Raw genomic sequence first — 18,181 nt, forward strand, 5'->3', positions numbered from 1 at the left:
GATTCAGCGGACGCTTACGAAAGAAGTAATAAGTGGCTTGCATGGGATGCATCAGCCTATAGTCAAACCACTTGGTTGTCATTAACTACGTTTCTAGCTTCCGCTCTTTCTTGGGAATGTACTGAATGGTGAGAATTTCGTAATGTTCTAAATCAAGGTCATTGCCATAAAAGTGACCCGCCCAATCTAAATACTTGGGTATTTGTTTTTCAACTTGGGACATCCGATCGTTTCCGAATAATTAATATAAAAACTTAAATATTATAGAAAGTATTATTTAATTATTCGTTAGCACTTCAAAAACCCAAGTTTTCGGAAAAGACCCAAGTACCGGAATGTTTAAGCCGGTCTTTTAGAGTTATAAAGTTCAATTAATGCGTGTTGTAGAGTTACGCCTTTAATCTGGGCATATTCGCGGACGTATTCCTTGGTTACGCCCTCATCCAGCTTTAATAGTGCCTCATACAGTCGTTTTATGCCATTTAATTCAAATTCATCCTTTTCTTCTACTGGCTTTTCAATAGCAGACTTATAAACGCCAGATTCAACGATAAATTCTTTTAATGGGTTCTCTTTGTTAAGGTCCTCTTCGCTGAGATCACTACCCAAAAACTCTTGGGTCGATACTTTTGGAAGCCTAATGTTTTCTAAAGGAGCGCCTGTCTTTTTAGCTGAATCGGAAGAAGGCTTGCTGTCATGGATTTCTTTCGCTTCGCCTTCAATGAAGTTATCGGTTTTTAAACTTACTTCAAAATAAATGCCCGTGATATTACGTCCTGTCTTGATTTTCTTTTCAGTAATAAACAGGTCAGTAAAACTATTAATCTGATCAATTGCCGGCTTCAATACACGTTTATTGAAGTTGGTCATATCCGTACTTTCGGGATTTTTCTTGTCTCTATACTCATGAGGAAGAAGGCCCATCTTGGCACGGAAGTCCTCAAAGTCATAAACAGGAGTTTTTCGTATATCCGAATTTTTCCAACTAGCGACCAACTCATACAGACGGATGCCATATTTACTGGTCACATCGCGTAAATTGTCGATGGCATATTTGGTAAAGGTTCCTTCTAGCTTGGTTACTAGAGGAATCACATCAGGAGCTAGGGTGATCGTTAATAATGCATCATCCTTAACGTATGAAACTCGTGATACCCAACGTGACCGAACCACCTCAATCTTGCCATTTCGCATTGTGGTGTAAGAAAAACGTCTTTCAAATAAGGTATCTTCGGCTTCCTTCAGTGTTTTATATGCCGCGCTCACTGTTGTATTAAATTTTTGGGCATATAAGGAAGCCGGAATCTCGATAATCGTTTCGGCAGTCAGATCTGCATTCTTGTTTCTGGAAACTAAAATGGCGAGTAGAATTATTCTTTGCTCAGCAGTGTCCAAAGCGTAGCTTGCATTAATCAATGCATTCGCTTTATAAACATCTGAATTCCTAATAAGTTCTGCCATATATTCCGTTTCAGAAAGGTTTTATTGGTTTTCGTAAAAGGTACATGATTAGATAATGTTTGTAAATCTAGTTAATCAGTCAGAATTGAGCGGATTTATATTTAAGGATTTTGACCAAAACATGACAATGTAATGACATTACCGGAGTTTTTGTACCTTTATAGGCATTCCTTCGGAATTTTTGTACCGTTATCGCCTGTTTTGAACGGAAAAAATGTACCGTTATCACTCCCCTATCGGAGTTTTTGTACCGTTATGATGATTTTGGCTATTAGTTTAGCGGAGAAAATGTACCTTTATAGGGGTGTAAACGGAGAAAATGTACCGAAATCCTTTTATGTATTCTTTAAGTTAATGGAAAAATGGCTTTAAAAGGTACTTATTCGGAGTTTTTGTACCTTTATAGGACTTCTAACGGAGAAAATGTACCGTTAAAGGCGATTTAACGGAGTTTTTGTACCTTTTAAACTATTGAAAATACAGGACAGAATTTTTGTACCGTTAAAAAGGAATATTTGTACCGTAATTAAAACTTTTTGTACCGTTAAAACGGAGTATTTGTACCGCTCAAACGGAGTTTTTGTACCTTAATAGGCTTTGAAAGTATTTGATAGCAATCGTTTCAGAGCTTCTAAAAGAAAAAAAGAAAAGATTTTAAATTCAAATAGGTTTTAAGTTATCCACAACGGAATTTTTGTACTGTTATTATTAGAACTCTTGTAATTCAAAGCATAGAGCGTTTTTAAAAAAAAGAGTTCACAGGAAGAAGTAAAATTGGGTTTAGTTTTAAATTCAAATTAAGATTTGTTTTGAAGATAAGAGTACATAAGGATAATGCATGTTGTTAAAAACATTATTCCCCCTACCAGATGCCAAAGAAATGAAATCATTGTTCTATCGGCTCATCATAGGTGCACACTGTAAACAGACAGTGACATGGATATTGTTTTGAATTGTTGAAGCTGTACATCCTGAAAACAGGATGCACAGCATTAATGTACCGAAATGCTTCATGATAAGAATAATTTCTTTTCAGCAGCACGGCGGTTAACTAATCCATTAATACGTTTGCCATTGTCAAAAATCCAACGATCAAACTGATTTGCAGCAGCAATATAGTTCCCTTGGTTAAGGACAGCCAACATTGTACTTTTGACAAATGCAGTTTCACCTACGTTGTAAACAAACGAAGCAAGCGCATCAAATTGATTTTGAGTTACCTTGACCTTCACATACTTATCAAGACAAGCATCAACCCACTTACAATCGTTTTTAAGCCATTCTTCTGCTTGAACACGAGTACAAGTATCACCCATTTTTACAGGTTGGCCGTTTGGATATTTGATTGTGCCGAAGCCAATAGTCGGGACGCTACCAGTATCCAGATATGCCGTATTCCTGAAACCTTCAAATCCACGTATAAGTTCATATCCTTTTTCGGAAATATCCCATTGCCCTGTAACGCCAGATTCAAGTTTGTAACCAATGAGTTTGGCGAAAGTTTCTAATCCCGCCTTCTCGATAATCTCGTCACCAGCAGTTACTTGTTCCTGAGTTAATCTGCCTCCTGACATCGCCCGAAGCCAAGAATAAGTTTGCGCAATCTGAGCCATTTGCACTGATGCAAGTGCGGATACCATGCTACTCATTAATCTTTAAACTCCTTCAGGTCGTTTTTAATATCAGTTGCAACTTCGAAAATGTCGGAATCCTCCTTCTTTTCGATATAGTTGAAAATCCAACGGACAATAGCCCACCCCGGCAAACCACATGTGAAGAAGAAACCGCCAAGCGCGATCATTCCCCATACGTCTGTTGCCCAAGCATGAAGGTTAAATTTGATGATGATGAAAGAGCCGCCAGCCAAGCTTGAAATTACTGTGGTAATCAAGCCAACTCCCCACTCTCTCGGAGATCTCGGCATCCGCATCATGAGCACTACAGCCGCAACTGCCATCACACAGATTGCGACTACGATAGTCATGCCAAATGCCTTCCAAGCAGCGAATCCACCGATAGTAGTTGATACTGGTTCGGTCATGATTTTCTCGCCTTAGATTAGTTGAGAAAATATAACATTTTTACTATATTTTATAAATAAGCACTTACTAATAATTTATGAGTGTGTAAAAATTATCGTTGTTCAATTTTTAGGATGTTTACTATGGCATTAAAGCAGATCCTACCTCGATCAATCTCTTTAATCGTAATCTTGCCGTTCTGATCATCATTCTGCTTTTCGAACAGTTTCCATTCCGTTTTCGTCCATAAGCGGAAGCGGTGAATCGCCTTGCCTGTTGAATTTAGTGGGTCCTCATCGTCGCGAACCACTTCATGAATCAGCATCCAGTTTAATTTGCCGTGATCATCAAACGAATAATCCAGCATTTGAAGCGGAGTGATGATGTAGGCGTAAGCAGATAGCCCAGCTTCCTTTTCTTCCCGTTTGTTTAAGGGTCTTTGATCTTCTGGTACCGCATCCATATCAATAACTACCCCAATACGACCGTAAATTGAGGTTTTCTTACTGATCTGGCGAACGAAATCATTAATCGTTAAGCCGCTCTTGGTGCAGTTTTTCCAAAACTTCACCACGTCGGCAGGAGCATCTACCTTATTGCGGGTGATTTCCTGCTTGAATAAATATTTATTAATTAAATCTACAACTTCGCGGGTATGGTTGAAACGATAAGCGCGTGAGATACGATCCTTGAATTCGGCATCACCCTCTTTGATGTATTTGAAGATATGATGATTAAACCATTCTCTGCCACCGCTATAGGTGTCATCCATAAACATCCAGTGTTTGGACATGGCTTCATATAGTGGATGACGACGTGATACTAAACGTACAAGAGGGTCATTCGCTTCTTCTGAGGAAGCGGTCGAACTTATTGCATGTCGGTCGTATGAGGATAGTTCGGTTGTCATCTTATCGCCTTCAAAATATTAGTAAGCGCTTACTAATAATATAGGTTAAATTGAAACGCCTTTAATTTCAATCTTACGAAGTGGGAATTGGTGCTCGATTGCATATCCAATGGCATCGGCACTGTGTTCTACACCACCTGATTTATCAACATCACGTCCACCTGGTTTGTAGATGGTCTGTTCAAATGAATTGATCAAATGCTTACATTTTTCATCAACCCTTAATGCAACTGTTCCATCCGCAGTTCTCAACATGCGGTTAACTGCATTTACCCTGTCGGCAATTGCAGGGTGCTTTCTTCTGTAAAGAATTTTCTTAAATCCCTTCTCGCGCATGATGTCCAAGTCGGACTCACCACGAGCATGTTGGCGTTGACCGCCAGCAGGATCGGGGAAAATGACAATCTGTTTCATATACCGCCAGTATTTCCGTTCAATCTCTTCACAAATCTCTTCCGTGTTAGAGCCGAACTGGACAATCTCATCAACCACCCAAACTTCGCCATTTGGTTGCGGCTGCATGATGACGGTACTCATTGGGTCGATGTTAAAGTCCATGCCGATCCAGATTGGCAGTTTTGGATCAAAAGGATATTTCCCGACATGTTCCTTACGATCAAACGGGTAATAAACACGTCCAGACATGGTTTCGAAGGAAGCCAAAAATTCCTGCTTGAATGATTTCTCATCCATATCGGCTCTAGCCGCTTCAATTTCCGATTCAGGAATAAATGGAGATGTAATGGTTGGGAACTGCCATGACTGCCATTGGCCAGCTTCGACCTTTTTCGGGTCTTGTCCCTGCATATAGACGGTATATAACTGGTTATATGCTTTAGGTGTGCCGATAAAGATGGCATGACCACCTGTAGAGGCAAGGGTAGGACGCAAACATTGTGTCCATGCCTCTTCGCTAATGTCTTGGAATTCGTCCAATACCAAGAAATCGATACCCACACCACGCAAAGAGTCTGGGTCATCAGCGCCTTTAAGTTCAATCAGGGTGCCATTAACAAGTTCAATAGATAGACTTGAATGGTTAATCTTAACTACCCACTTCCGAGGAATGGCTTCAATCAAATCCTTCCACATGATTTGTTTTGCCATTCGGTAAGTTGGCGCTACGTACCAGATTCTTTGTCTTGGCTTTCTACTTTTACTGATAATCAGAGTACGCGAAAGGCTGGTCTTACCCCATCGGCGACCAGCAACCACTACGCGAAATCGAGCATTTGAAAGATAGACTTCCATTTGCTTTGGATGCAATGAAAGCCGAACCTTATCTGCCATCTAAAACCATCATTCCCCTGAATCATTTGATGGCTCTAACATGTCCTCATCTTCAAAGTCGTAATTACCATTGTTGAAATCACGCTCTTTCAATTGTTGAACCTGATCGGCCGTCAATTCTTCAATTACCAATTCCGGAAGTTGAGTAGCATCTACAGCATCAGGCTTATCCAAACCTAAAACGGCGTACCGTTCTTGGCGGATCTTTGCCAAAACATTCGAAGCGATTTCTAGTGCTTTTAAATTTTGTTGAATCGCCGCATAGGCACCGCCCTTTGCCTTGGCAGTGACAATTTCATTCCAAGTCAGGCGAGCCAGGCCCGTCGCCATCTTGTAATGTTCTTCTTTGGTTTCCTTAATTCTTTGGCTATGTACGGTCCCTTCTGACAAAATATCTTCGGCGACCTGTTTGGAGATACGCTCGGAATGTTCCTTGGCCTTCTCCCCTTTCGTGATTTTCCGCTTCTTCATGTGAAGGGAAACAGAAGTTGCGCTTACCCCGACTTTCTTGGCTAAGTCCTCTAGTGTCACATCACCAGAAGCCCATAACGCCTCTGCTTCTGCCCAAGCACTTGCTGAAGGGTATCTGCGTTTGTTGGCTGTTTCTTCAGTCATGCAATCACCTAAAAAAAAGGCGCGTACCAGCTACTAAATGATATGCGCCCTCTAAAAAGTCAGACACGCACCATTTCAAACATGTCCGATGGCCTCTAGGATAAGCAAAATAAAACCAAAAGTAAATAATAAGCGCTTATTAATAATTTTATTTAAGAGTAATAAGCAAGCGCATACCAAAGCACGCAAGCTAGTGCTGTATTTTCACTTTCAAATGGTCTGGTTACGTAAAATTCAGAGCCAAGAATAAAGACTGCAACAAACTTGTCTTGAAGCTGTTCGGCTTTCTCTAAAGCTTTTTTAGAGCGTCTTTTGGAGGATTCATGGCTGGCTGGAAGGATGAGTGGATGTAAGTTTAATTTGTATAACTCCCTGAAAGTTATATTCTTATCCTCGCAATAGTCCGGACAGTGTGTATAGCCATCTTCCTTCCTGATTGCGAACTCTCCACAGATCGCCGTGTCATGGCCCAATAAAATATCAATTTCAGAATTTCCGACGATGCCTGGCTCAAAATCTTCGCCGATAAGAAAGATTTCCTGTACTTGGGACATTTGGGAGTTCCGCAGTTTTCCGAATATATTAATAATACAATAAAGTAAGCACTTATTAATAATATATTATTCGAAGAGTTGCGGAAAACCCAAATTACCCAAATGTCGGAATTAAACAAGGTCGGGCTGTTTTTTATGTTTAATGGCTTTACTCTCGGTATGGGCTTTATTGATTTCCACTAACTTGCGGTATTCAGTCAGGACGTTTCCAAAAATCTCATCAATGGTATAAGCCTCAAATTCACGCGAAGGCTCGTGTTCATGTAGGCTTTCCGCGAATTCCTGCCATATGTGAACACACTCATGGCAAAGCACGGTTAGTACCTCATTTTCGTCAGCGTCAAACATCCTCGGATAATAGATCGCGGCAATCAACTCGCCCGAATTGTTGGCGGCATAGAAAGTGATGGCTTTAAAATGGGACTGAAAATGCTCTTTAGCAATCTCGTAAAGCGCATGATGGCTTTCATCTTCCATAGCCAAGAATTGTTTTGGGTCTTGGACCAAAACATACCATAAGCGATTGTACGGAGTGCGGAACCAACTTGGCGAGGTTTTCTTAACGCTTTTTACCTTAGAAGATTTTTTCAATTTCCTCATCCTCATTTTCTACAAGTACCTGCCGTAGCGAAGGTACATAGGCGTTTAGTATTTCCTCGCCCAATGGCTTGATGCTGACGACCGTAAATCTACGCCCGTTTCTCACCACGTTTTGCCCGCTCTTCTCAATCAGGCCTCTTTTAATCAGAAAATTTAGGCTGCATGTAATGGCTTGTCGGGTGCAGGTGTAACTCACGGCGTCATGAAGCTGTTCGATTGAGAGCAAAGAACCGTCTGGATTTTTATCGCGAATCTTTGTCAGTAATTCGATCTGTTTTGGGGTTAGACCTAATTGCATTCGAATAAAAGCCCTCTTGATTTAATGAGTTCAACATTTAGGGGGTCGTCTGGTTTCTGACAGTCAAATGCCAAAATTGATACCCGTTTGGGAATCTCGTGCTCAGGATGTTTGGCTTTGTAGATCAAGTCAGGATTGGTATAGACCCCATATAACGGAGACGCAAAAACCAGTTGTTGAATGTTCTTTAGCAGCTTTTCGACAGGCATGCTCTCTACACGGCTAAAACCATTCAGCCGGTTATTGCCGGATTTTTCCAAAGAGCTGTATTGGTAATAGAACTTCCGCATTTCAGCGATGATCTTCTTTTTGATAGGTTCGGGTTTGGAGCTCAGCTCCTCCAGAATCCCCACAACATCTGTCGGATGCTTGGTTTCAAACCATTTCACAAAGAAGTCCACACCGCGTTGATAATTGGTCGCCTGCTTAGGCGGGGTGAACTTGATGCCTGCCCTTTCCGCGAATGGATTGAATTTCGACATCGAGCTTTGGAACTCGGTATGTTTTCTATCCACCATGCGCATCATTAAATTTTGGGCACGATACGCAATCCCGCAACCACGGTAGATGGTGTCCAGTACAAGTCGGCTATTGGTGCAGACATTTTCGTTTAGCCATTCAGCCCGACTTTTATTGATCAGGCGGGTATCCTTGCCGTTGACGTTTGGACGTAGATATTTGAACAAGTCATTACGACCCGAAAGCAACATTTTGGGAACAGCCAGAATCCCGACACCAATGGTCTTGCCATGCAGGGTTACTTTCCAGAACCTTGAACCGATCGGCAGCGTTTCTGCCTTGTAGTGCAATTCGTGCAGAAGGTCCCAGTCACTCTTGTCACCCGGCTCCACAATGATGTCCTTGAGCAATGACAGGTTGTGGTTTTGCTTAGGTGATTTACGAGTAACGAGAATATCTGGTGTATCGAGTAAAACCTTTTCCATACCTTTCTCAATCAAGTAAGGGCGTTAAACGCCCTTTGTTAAATCACTTCCCAAGCTTTCAAGACATCGAGTAGCGGTCGAACACCACTGTATCCCGATAAACGACCTACCTCTTTGCCATCTTCCTTGCAGATCAGGGTAGGCACTTGCGTTACGCCCGCTTCTTCAAACTGCTGTTTGATTTCAGGTTCGATATTGTTTGGATCAATGGTCAGCACATGGTATTCGGTTGCGCGACCTAGCATTTGTTTTTCCAGAATCGGCTTGATGGTCTTGCAAGGTGAGCAGACGGTTGAAGAATATAGGGTTAATGTGCGCTTGGTTTGCGCTGGTTCGCTCTCAGAACGCTCCACAACTTCTGCTTGAACGATTTGCTCTGCAACAGTTTCGGATGCTTCTGACGCGAATTCATGAGCATCTACAGTGTCTTTAGTTACAACTTTTTTTGATCGATTAGTCATACTTGTTTAAATCCTTCAGGTGCTTTGGTGATTACCACTTTTTCGCGGTATCGCTTATCAATGAAGAGGCTTGGGTTGAGGTCTTCAACCATGTCGTCATGCGTTGTGGCAACCAGTACGGTTGTTCCGAGTTTTCGGGCAATTTTCTGAATGTTGTACGCAACAACTTTGGCAACAGTTCGATCAAGAACGGCAAGAAATTCATCTGCAATCCAGACGTCCGCCTTGCTCTCAATCAGTTTTGCCAGTTTGAAGCGATAACGTTGGCCGTCCGAGAGGGCATCAAACTTGTTTAGCCAGATATAGGCATCAGTGATGCCGGCAATGGTGAGTACATCCAGAGCGTCTTTTAGTGTTTCGCCAATCTGGTCGACGATTGGACGGTCATCATGCTCAATGGCATTCAGGTCAGCGACTTTTAAGCCGCTTTGTTCCATTTGTTCCGCCAGCTTCCGTAGCAGGGTCGATTTACCGCCACCAGACTGACCAGTGATGTAAACGATGTCTCCCTGCTCGATTTCAATTGGCGTGTTATCGAAAACCACAAATTCCTTCGCATCTAAGCCCAACCCGAACGACTCGGCAATTTCCAGTACACGTTCGGTACGCTCAACTGACGTTTTGTATCGGACATCGATGTTATAAACAGCCATTAAGCGCTCTCCACCAATTTGCTGATATACGTTACGAAAGCGTCCTTCCCTTCTAGTCCAGTTGCATCTTCTGCAATGGCCATAAAGTAGTGAATGGAACGTGATTCTTTGCCCGATACTTCGCTGAACCCTAAAACCTTGTCGATTCGGATAGGTTTTTCGTTCGATTCCGATACTGCATTTGCCGTATGGCGCTGTTGCTCGGCTACCGCGCTGTCCAGATCATCAACAATCACATCGACGTTCATTTCGGAGAGGTCGGCTTGCATGAACTCCAGCTCCTTGCTGTCGAAGATGTCCTCAAGGAACTCGATGTTGATGGATTGCAGCTCCAGCTTGAGCAGGTCGGCATCAATGTCACCAATGGCAACTCGGTTATCGGCCAAGCGTGCAGCTTTCACCTGTTCTTCATTCAAGTCATCGCGGACCAGAACAGGTACTTCGATTAAACCTAACTTGATGGCTGCAAGACGGCGACCATGCCCCTTGATGATTACGCCATTTTTATCTACCACAATGGGTTGATCCCAACCGAAGCGGGCAATCGACTCGGCAATCTTGGCGACTTGTTCTTCACTGTGGATTTTGGCGTTGAGTTCGTAAGGCTTTACATCGTCAACAATCCACATTTGGATTTTTAGTTCGCTCATTCGGCCACCCGCGTATCGGTTTGCTCAATCAACTGCTTGTTGATCTGGTAGAACTTTTCGCGTTGCCGATCCCTGACGGTAGTTAATTCCCAAGGGAGCGCTACCCATCCGAAGCCACCTTCAGGTTCGATATAGAGACGACCTTCTACGTTGGCTTCTGCAATCTGCAATTCTGTTAGGTCGCATGTTGAAACGATGCGGTATCCATTGCAGAACTTCTTCAAAAACTTCAAGGCGCCGTCATCTACTTCGGGAACCGCCCCTTCATGTTCCTGTTCAGGCGTGTTGAAAGTGATAACTTCCTGAAACTCGCTCTCGAAATAGTCTGGCTTGAGGATGACCACCGTTCCATCTAGGTTTTTAGCGATGTAATCACCTGCCTCGGCTGTACCAATGCCGGGAATGACAAGGGAAAAGTCTTCATCGGTATTTCCCCCTACTCTGGCTACTGTTTTCATTTGGGTTGAGCAGTGAACCCCAAGCCAGAGTTCAATTTCGGAGCCGTTGTTTCCATTAAACTGGATTGCTTCAAGGTCTACAGGGTATTGGCCACCCCGTCGGTACATTCGAACCTGCCCTTTTTGAGATAAATCGGTCATTAGCCATCCCATCCTTCATATGGTTTCATTACTTGCTTCCCAAGAGATAAACCAAGGCATCCCCTGCATTCGTCAAGCTGTCGGATTCGGTAAAGCCCTGTGCCTTAATGGTCTTCTCGATGAGTTTGGTAATTGCGTCTACGTCCTCGATCGGAACCTTGAAACGCATGATTTGGTGAGTTTGAACTTTGGTTGTCTTGGGTAATTCAACTTCCTCTGATGGCGAATCGAGATCGCTTAGAGCGTCCAGCGCTATATTAGTGCTAGAGAAGATGTCGATTTCTTCACTTGACCAAGGCATTACATCGATCAATTCATCGATACCGCCAAGATCATGAAGAATTTCGTTGAGCTTAACGATGTCATCTTCGCCATAACGACCGTTGTCGATTAGACCGATCTCTTTTGCTCTGGCTTCGTCAATGCGCCCAAGGTTCATTACCGGCACAGTGAGTAGACCAAGACGTTTAGCAATCATTGCTCGGTGCTGACCGCCAATGATCTGTAAGCGGCCATCAAGAAGGGTACGAACGATAATTGGCTTAAACATACCGTGACGTTTAATACCTTCTTCGATTTTTCGCTCGTTTTCAGGTGATACGACGTTTGAATTCCAAGGATTAGGCCAAAGCTCTCCTGGGTCGATTTCTAAATATTCAACTGACATAGGAAACTACTTTGAAATATTAGTAAGTGCTTACTTATAATTTAAGCCAAATATTAAGCAAATGCAAAAGGTATTGAAATGGGAAAAGTTGTAACAATCGCTTATGACGCCGTAAATGCCATCCTACACAAGCCTCCTGTTGAGGCGAAACTTGAAGTACAGTCGGCGCTTAGTTATTTGGTGGATGGCGCCGAAGAAACTCTAGCGTTTAGACAGCACCGTTGGGATGGCAGATCGTCATTTTTTGACTTTGCCAAGTGCTCTTTTCCAGCAGGATTTGTAGTCCATGTTACGGATCGACTCAAGAAGGCAGGTTTTGAAGTAAAACTCGCACGAAAACCCCTCCCCGCTCCACTTGGACCTGCCCGACCAGTGGTAGATAGTTACGGATATGACCCTCGTTACGATTACCAGCCGGAAGTTATGGATCGTCTTGTACGTCATGGCCAGATTATCGCTCAAGTCGCTACTGGTGGCGGTAAATCACGCATTGCCATGTTGTGTCAGGCCCGAATTAACCGCCCTACCTTGTTTTTAACAACCCGTTCGATTCTGATGTATCAGATGAAAGATGCATTCGAAGCAAATGGCGTTGCATGTTCGGTCATTGGTGATGGCAGTTTTGGACAGGTGAATGAAAAAGGTCAGCTCTCCATCAAGAAAATGACGGTCGGAATGGTTCAAACCCTCGCCGCCAAGCTGGAAGAGACGACTTTAGAGAAGGAATTTCAGATCCTTTATGACAACGTAGTCAAAAAACACGAAAAAGAGATTTCGGACACTAAAAAACAGCTAATTAAGGTCGGTAAAGTCGAGTCCGAAATCAAAAAAGTGCTTCATAACCTTGCACTGCAACATGAAAAGGAGCTTCAGGACAAGGCACCTGCGATGCAAGCCAAGGCAGAAGCAAAATTCAAGGAAAAATCACTCGTTAGACAGCAAACCATCAAGCTTTTGGAGCTTTTTGAGTTCGTAATTCTCGAAGAAGCACATGAGGCAGGTGGAAATTCGTATTACGAGATCATGCGCCACTGTAAAAACGCCTATTACCGCTTGGCATTGACCGGAACGCCGTTCATGCGTGAAAGCCAAGAGTCAAATATGCGTTTGATGGCTTGTTCCGGACCGATTGCCATCAAGGTTACGGAAAAAATGCTGATTGATCGCGGAATCCTTGCTAAGCCTTACTTCAAAATCGTCGAATTGAAGAAAAAGCCAGCCAAATTACACTCTATTACCCCTTGGCAAGCTGCCTATCGCTTGGGAATCGTGCAAAACGAAGAGCGGAACAATGCCATCTGTATGGAAATTCTCAAAGCCCGTGAATATGGCATGACGGCGATGGTTCTCGTCCAGCATACCTCGCATGGCGACACCCTATTGAAGCTGTTTGACGATATAGGTATCAGAGCGAGATATATTCGCGGTGAAGATGATCAGGGAGAACGTAAATCTGCGCTCACCGAACTTGCCAATAAGGATATTGATGTACTGATTGGAACAACAATTCTTGATGTGGGTGTGGATGTCCCTGCTGTCGGGTTGATTATTCTTGCCGGTGGTGGGAAAGCGGAAGTTGCCTTACGCCAGCGTATTGGGCGCGGGTTACGTGCTAAGAAATTCGGTCCAAACGTTGCGTTTATTGTTGATTTCACAGACCAGCACAATTCAACGCTCAAATCTCACGCTAGACAGCGTTTACAGATCATCAGAGAAACACCCGGCTTTGGCGAGAATATCGTTGCGAATTTCGAGTTTGAAAAGCTCGGTTTCAAAAAAGCTGCATAGTGTTCTGGGCTTGTTCAATGTTTTGGGCAAGCCCGTTTTATTTTGTGGTATTTCAGCGTGATCAATGCAATAATAACTATAATATGCAAGTTTTAATTTTCATCAAATTTTAATTGGAGCAAATAATGGCAGCTACTAACTCTTCCAAATTTTATAAAGAAAAAGGTTTAGTTCGAACATCCATCACTTTGCGTCCAGAGACAATCCAGACCTTAGAAAATATGGCAAAACAGCATAAACTCACTCAAGGCGAGATTGTTGACGCTTTTGCACGTTTGCTTGAAAGTGGCAATCTGTCTGATCAGCTTTTCGGTGTGCATATTGAAGCCATTCGCGAAGAAAAGATTGCTGAAAAAGAGCGTAGGAAGGAATTGAAGAAAAAAGCGCTAGAGTTAATTAAATCTGGCCAAGTGCAGTAAGAAATGCCTCAAGTGATATATGGGGCATTAATTTATTCGGAATATCATAGGTAATTAAAAAGCTTAGCTCAATAAATTGTAGCCCAAATATTTTTTCAGCTTGTTCAATACGCGACAAAATATCTTTACTTGATCGGGAGTTAAATTAAGTTTGCCCAAAAGTAATCTAAAATTTCTACTATCGAGCTGGTTTGAAGCCCAAAGCAATGTAGCGGCTTTATTTTCGCCGAATTCGTAAAGACGATCTATTTTTTCGTTAATATAAGAATTATCTAAACCCTGTTCTTCCAGAATTTCGATAATGTGGTAAGCAACATAATTTAAATCATCCTTTGAAGCCATCTTTTCCCTCTTTACTTGGTCAAATAGCTTAAAGCTAATAAGAACTAACGAAATCGTTGAACTTAATAATTTCCTTATAAACGTTTCTCTTGCAACTGGCCATCGGGTCATAAGGCTTGGTCATATTCGGATTATTGCATGACATGTTGGCCACGATCGCATAGGTTCCCTTCCCATAAGGCTCCTTAGAAACCTTTACGATGATCTCGCCAGTGAACTCGCGCGGAGCGTATGTTTCGATTAATACGTTATTTGAACTTCTGATCTTGTAATCAGCGTATTTACTCACCCACAAATGAGCAGCTTCCATTTTCTTGTCACATTCTTCTTTGCTTGAGCACGTTGGTCGGGTCTTTGCAATCGCAGCCAGATATTCGTCCTTATTCATCTTTTTCATGATTGCCAGCTTTTGCCCAACATAAACAGTTGGTGGATCAGGGAGATCATTGTCTTCTGCCAGCTTTGCCCACGTGGTCCCGTTACGCTTGGCTATATCATTTAATGATTCGCTCGGTTTCACGGTGTACTCGGCGAACAGGCCCTCCCCTTCTGCCATTGCATTTGAACAAACTAAAATCAAAGTAGCCAAAAAAAATCTTTTCATATTGATCCTTAAATATTATTAGAAAGTCGTCCTGAAAAGAATAATGGACATGGCGTACTGGGACAAGGATAAGTGTATGGATTTAAGCGGCGCAAGGGTAAAGTATTTGTTATATAGGCCTGGTGGTGAAAGGGTGTTTGGAAAATGGTCGCGATTGACACAGGCTATGCACCCGACACATTCGCATTTTTTCTAGGACTTCGATATTAATATATAAAGAAATATAGTAATCACTTACTATATTTCTTTATCTTTGCATGTTCACTTATTACGCTTGTTATCTTGTCTCATAATTAACACAGCGATTAATAGTTTATGTTCGTTGCTAATCATGTTCTTACTCTCTATTAGAGTGATATTAGTAAGTGCTTACTAATATCACTGATTACTAAATTATGCGCTTGCTTGTTTTTCGCTTAACTCTTTCTTAATGTCATGCTGTACGCGCTCTAATTCTTGTTGTGTATTCTCTTTCATTTGCAAGAATGACAATACTGCTTCAATAAACTGAGAATTTTCATTGAACGTTATTTCACTGTCTTTTACAGACTTCACAACGTTACAGATATTAAGCGCTCTCAGTGTCATACGTGAGCTAGACGCTTGTGATGATGCTGTACTGTGCGCAGATAAATAATACTGTCTTACTTTCTTTTCATGCGACTGTGCGCGTATTTCAGTAGTGCAGCATAAACGACATTCATTAACCGTAAGTGAACCGTACTGTAATAAGTTTAGCAAGATTGACATTGTGTAACCGTCTAGCTTGCGTCTGTCGTTTTCAGCGATAGCTGTAATCGCTTGAAAGATTTTTCTAATGACTTTCACTTGTACAAAGTCAATGTGTGATTTATCAGTGTGAGCGATGATTGTTGCTAGATCTGATAAATCAAACTTAGCTTTTTGAAGCGTGTCTATTTTTGTAAGCATAGAGCGTGAGCATGCTTCTCTTAAGTCACTGAATAACGTGCTTGATATTTTTTGTTCTGTCTCAAGCTTGTTATTCATACGGTTTATGATCGCGTTTGCTATATCAAGCTGTACTGCTACTGCTTTGCTCGTTACTTTCTGCTGTCTTGCATACGCTTTTATCGTCTCTTGATCTATAACTATTGCATTACGTGCTTCATGAGCTGAAAAATTAACGTCTGCAAAGATGTTTAGAGTTTCTGTGTTTTTAACTTGTGCATTCATGATTTTTGACCTTTTGTTAGTAAGCTTTATTGCTTGATTAAATATTAGTGCAAATAAAAATTTGATGCAAGTTTTTATTTGATTGTTTGTTTTTTAGTGGAATAAAAATTCAATCGAAATTTTCATTAATAAAAAACTTGCACTAATAAATAAACTCCGCTATTCGCGTGCGTGCGCGTTTCATCTATATGCTTTATACAGACATTCTCTAGGCATGCATTGGGTTGTTTGCTGGCGGTTTTTCTTGAGGTTCAGGCGCGCACCCGGTAGTGATTAGAGTCCTAGGTCTGCCTTGGTTGTTAAAGATAAGAAGGTGGCATTCCAAGGAGCTGCTAGGCGCTCTTTGGTTATATAGATGCGTGGCGCTTGGTTATAAAAATAGGATGTCGGCCAAAGTTTTGATTTTTTTTGGTGGGCTGTTTTGGAATATTAGGATGAGCCTATGCCCATCCTACCGCTTCATTAAGATTTGAGTCATAGGCATGACCAGTCTCAATATCTATAAACATGAGATTGGTACGCTCGAAATCTTCCCGCTCATCTTCATAGGCGGTTTTCTCATCATAATTTACCGCAGCATCATAAATATCACCGACCGCTACACCAATGGCATCAATGATGCTTTGATCTATGGATGAAAGGTCGGCATCCGTTTCAATCCCATATTCGCTGCCGATATCATCACTGAGTTTATAGCGGGTAAATTTCGGTTCTACCTGTTTGCCCTGCAATAATGAAAGAATCACGACAAAACCGTTGTCTAGCCCAATCTTTTGCGCTTGGTTCGCTGATATAAAGCCCCATTGAGCTAATTTACCTTTACTTGCAAGGCGACGAATTTTAAGCATTTTCCGCTTAACCAGCATAATTACTCCTTGTTTATTTAGTTGAAGAAAATATTAGCAAGAAGAAATAGGTGTAACAAAATTTAGTTAATGTAAGTTTACATTTCACTAATTCATGTATTTAGGAGGGGAAATTTAATTTTCAATATGCGCGCCCGCGAATTTTTATACCCAGCATAAAAAAAGCCCGACCTAGAGGATAGTCGGGCAAAGGAGGTTTTCAGACGCAGAGTTGTTGTAAGTTATGTTAATTCGATAGATTTGGAATTCTAAGGAAATGTTTTTAATTTTTCAAATTCCATATTCTATATTTTGGTATGCCCTTTTCTTACAGCGGAAACCACTAACGTTAAGGAACGCCCCCCCAAACCCCCCCATAGAATTTTGCCTCATAAATCTTGGAGAGAGTTTGGGGAGACGTAACCTAACCTAGCCAATTTCCACCACAAGAAAAGGAACTTTTCTTTACAGTGCAAACCACTGACACGGTATAAGCCACGACCCCCATCAAGCAAATCGCGTCGGGGAGAAAATCTCAACCCGAAACCCATTTGTCAGAAGTATAGTAAGCGCTCACTAGATTGTAAACCCCCTAGGCATGCCTGATTTATCCGTTTTATGCCTTGGTATGCCGTGGTACAGCGTCAAAAAGCCAACTTTACGCTGGCAATGGAATAACTTTAAATTTTCGAACACCAATACCGCTAATTTCAATCATTAGCGCGTAATTCAGGATGAATAAATAACATGATTACTTATCCTCTTTCCAAAGACTGTTGTGATTCACATGTCTGCCCAAATCAATCAGCTTTTGCATATCCTCTATAGATAGACCGTGATAACGTGCAAATGCATCAACTCTTAAAAAGTCGTTGTAATACTGAATATAGAGGTCGTTAAGGCGTGTAGTGATTGCATTAACCATCTCGCTCATTAGCTCGTTTTGTTTTATAGGCATGACTGTAAAACTCTATGTGTACTTAGATGCATAACAGTGTATAGAGATAGAGCAGGAAACAAAGCTAGAAAACTAAAAATCCATTTATATAGCTGTGTAGATAGATTTCTATATTTCTACATAAGTGCCTAGGCATGCATATTGGAATATGGCGATGTGTGGCGATTGGTGCATTGCCTCAACCCTAGATAGAGAGGTGCAGGTATAATAGTGGTATGGGTGAAGCTGGAAGTGGAGCTGTTCGGCTTACCTATGTGCGCCGTGGTGTGCTTGGTTATAAAAATAAGAAGGGACTGTTCTAAATTTTG

Annotated in this window: 22 protein-coding genes; 2 read left to right on the forward strand and 20 right to left on the reverse strand. The window is 41.9% G+C overall.

Going from position 1 to position 18,181, the window contains the following annotated elements:
- Nucleotides 1–339: 339 nt before the first annotated feature.
- From repM to AC056_RS18955, 15 genes are all read right to left on the reverse strand, one after another.
- Nucleotides 340–1,461 (reverse strand): replication initiation protein RepM, encoded by a 1,122-nt coding sequence (repM, locus tag AC056_RS18885; protein WP_000818856.1) that lies wholly within the window; start codon nucleotides 1,459–1,461, stop codon nucleotides 340–342.
- Nucleotides 1,462–2,471: 1,010 nt separating this feature from the next.
- The gene (locus tag AC056_RS18890; protein WP_004832954.1) at nucleotides 2,472–3,110 is read right to left on the reverse strand and encodes a lysozyme; all 639 of its coding nucleotides are present in this window, start codon (nucleotides 3,108–3,110) and stop codon (nucleotides 2,472–2,474) included.
- The gene (locus AC056_RS18895) at nucleotides 3,110–3,502 is read right to left on the reverse strand and encodes a hypothetical protein (protein WP_000138815.1); all 393 of its coding nucleotides are present in this window, start codon (nucleotides 3,500–3,502) and stop codon (nucleotides 3,110–3,112) included. The genes AC056_RS18890 and AC056_RS18895 overlap by 1 nt, the downstream gene beginning before the upstream one ends.
- A 92-nt stretch (nucleotides 3,503–3,594) precedes the next feature.
- Nucleotides 3,595–4,392 carry a hypothetical protein gene (locus tag AC056_RS18900; RefSeq protein WP_002125706.1) on the reverse strand — a complete coding sequence of 266 codons (798 nt, stop codon included), beginning with the start codon at nucleotides 4,390–4,392 and terminating at the stop codon, nucleotides 3,595–3,597.
- Nucleotides 4,393–4,437: 45 nt separating this feature from the next.
- Nucleotides 4,438–5,682 carry a phage terminase large subunit gene (locus AC056_RS18905; RefSeq protein ID WP_002125703.1) on the reverse strand — a complete coding sequence of 415 codons (1,245 nt, stop codon included), beginning with the start codon at nucleotides 5,680–5,682 and terminating at the stop codon, nucleotides 4,438–4,440.
- A 9-nt stretch (nucleotides 5,683–5,691) separates the two neighbouring features.
- Nucleotides 5,692–6,297 (reverse strand): hypothetical protein, encoded by a 606-nt coding sequence (locus tag AC056_RS18910; RefSeq protein ID WP_000134192.1) that lies wholly within the window; start codon nucleotides 6,295–6,297, stop codon nucleotides 5,692–5,694.
- Between the two features lie 152 nt (nucleotides 6,298–6,449).
- Complete coding sequence (locus AC056_RS18915) at nucleotides 6,450–6,851, reverse strand: hypothetical protein (protein WP_000084570.1); 402 nt, start codon at nucleotides 6,849–6,851, stop codon at nucleotides 6,450–6,452.
- Between the two features lie 111 nt (nucleotides 6,852–6,962).
- Nucleotides 6,963–7,451: a hypothetical protein gene (locus AC056_RS18920; RefSeq protein WP_001228682.1), complete on the reverse strand. Its 489-nt coding sequence runs from the start codon at nucleotides 7,449–7,451 to the stop codon at nucleotides 6,963–6,965.
- Nucleotides 7,426–7,749: a hypothetical protein gene (locus AC056_RS18925; protein WP_001175928.1), complete on the reverse strand. Its 324-nt coding sequence runs from the start codon at nucleotides 7,747–7,749 to the stop codon at nucleotides 7,426–7,428. The genes AC056_RS18920 and AC056_RS18925 overlap by 26 nt, the downstream gene beginning before the upstream one ends.
- Entirely contained in the window at nucleotides 7,740–8,693 is a 954-nt protein-coding gene (locus AC056_RS18930; protein WP_002125699.1) for a hypothetical protein, read from the reverse strand. Before AC056_RS18930 ends, AC056_RS18925 begins: the two co-directional genes overlap by 10 nt.
- Before the next feature lie 38 nt (nucleotides 8,694–8,731).
- On the reverse strand, nucleotides 8,732–9,154 hold the full coding sequence (locus AC056_RS18935) for a thioredoxin family protein (RefSeq protein WP_000184979.1): 423 nt from the start codon (nucleotides 9,152–9,154) through the stop codon (nucleotides 8,732–8,734).
- Nucleotides 9,151–9,807 (reverse strand): ATP-binding cassette domain-containing protein, encoded by a 657-nt coding sequence (locus AC056_RS18940; protein ID WP_000312034.1) that lies wholly within the window; start codon nucleotides 9,805–9,807, stop codon nucleotides 9,151–9,153. The genes AC056_RS18935 and AC056_RS18940 overlap by 4 nt, the downstream gene beginning before the upstream one ends.
- On the reverse strand, nucleotides 9,807–10,457 hold the full coding sequence (locus AC056_RS18945) for a ParB/Srx family N-terminal domain-containing protein (protein WP_001292430.1): 651 nt from the start codon (nucleotides 10,455–10,457) through the stop codon (nucleotides 9,807–9,809). Before AC056_RS18945 ends, AC056_RS18940 begins: the two co-directional genes overlap by 1 nt.
- A complete protein-coding gene (locus tag AC056_RS18950) occupies nucleotides 10,454–11,056 on the reverse strand; it encodes a hypothetical protein (RefSeq protein ID WP_000131110.1) in 603 nt (200 codons plus the stop codon). Before AC056_RS18950 ends, AC056_RS18945 begins: the two co-directional genes overlap by 4 nt.
- A 28-nt stretch (nucleotides 11,057–11,084) precedes the next feature.
- Nucleotides 11,085–11,723, reverse strand: a complete 639-nt coding sequence (locus AC056_RS18955) for a ParB/RepB/Spo0J family partition protein (protein ID WP_000110211.1) — start codon at nucleotides 11,721–11,723, stop codon at nucleotides 11,085–11,087.
- 78 nt (nucleotides 11,724–11,801) lie between these two features.
- Between AC056_RS18955 and AC056_RS18960 the strand changes: the two genes are divergently transcribed.
- Entirely contained in the window at nucleotides 11,802–13,511 is a 1,710-nt protein-coding gene (locus tag AC056_RS18960) for a DEAD/DEAH box helicase (RefSeq protein ID WP_000521251.1), read from the forward strand.
- 125 nt (nucleotides 13,512–13,636) lie between these two features.
- On the forward strand, nucleotides 13,637–13,930 hold the full coding sequence (locus AC056_RS18965; protein WP_000741665.1) for a hypothetical protein: 294 nt from the start codon (nucleotides 13,637–13,639) through the stop codon (nucleotides 13,928–13,930).
- 63 nt (nucleotides 13,931–13,993) lie between these two features.
- On the opposite strand, the gene AC056_RS18970 is transcribed toward AC056_RS18965, so the two are convergent.
- The 5 genes from AC056_RS18970 to AC056_RS18995 all read right to left on the reverse strand — a co-directional run bounded on the left by AC056_RS18970 (nucleotide 13,994) and on the right by AC056_RS18995 (nucleotide 17,849).
- Entirely contained in the window at nucleotides 13,994–14,272 is a 279-nt protein-coding gene (locus AC056_RS18970; protein WP_000146944.1) for a hypothetical protein, read from the reverse strand.
- Nucleotides 14,273–14,306: 34 nt separating this feature from the next.
- Entirely contained in the window at nucleotides 14,307–14,876 is a 570-nt protein-coding gene (locus tag AC056_RS18975; protein ID WP_000819254.1) for a LysM peptidoglycan-binding domain-containing protein, read from the reverse strand.
- A 393-nt stretch (nucleotides 14,877–15,269) separates the two neighbouring features.
- Nucleotides 15,270–16,070, reverse strand: coding sequence for a hypothetical protein (locus tag AC056_RS18980; RefSeq protein ID WP_002125709.1), 801 nt, complete (start codon nucleotides 16,068–16,070; stop codon nucleotides 15,270–15,272).
- Nucleotides 16,071–16,510: 440 nt separating this feature from the next.
- On the reverse strand, nucleotides 16,511–16,936 hold the full coding sequence (locus tag AC056_RS18985; protein WP_000960557.1) for a hypothetical protein: 426 nt from the start codon (nucleotides 16,934–16,936) through the stop codon (nucleotides 16,511–16,513).
- A 730-nt stretch (nucleotides 16,937–17,666) separates the two neighbouring features.
- The gene (locus AC056_RS18995; RefSeq protein ID WP_227555462.1) at nucleotides 17,667–17,849 is read right to left on the reverse strand and encodes a hypothetical protein; all 183 of its coding nucleotides are present in this window, start codon (nucleotides 17,847–17,849) and stop codon (nucleotides 17,667–17,669) included.
- Nucleotides 17,850–18,181 lie beyond the last annotated feature (332 nt).

The organism is Acinetobacter genomosp. 33YU (assembly GCF_001990725.1).
Classification (GTDB): domain Bacteria; phylum Pseudomonadota; class Gammaproteobacteria; order Pseudomonadales; family Moraxellaceae; genus Acinetobacter; species Acinetobacter seifertii.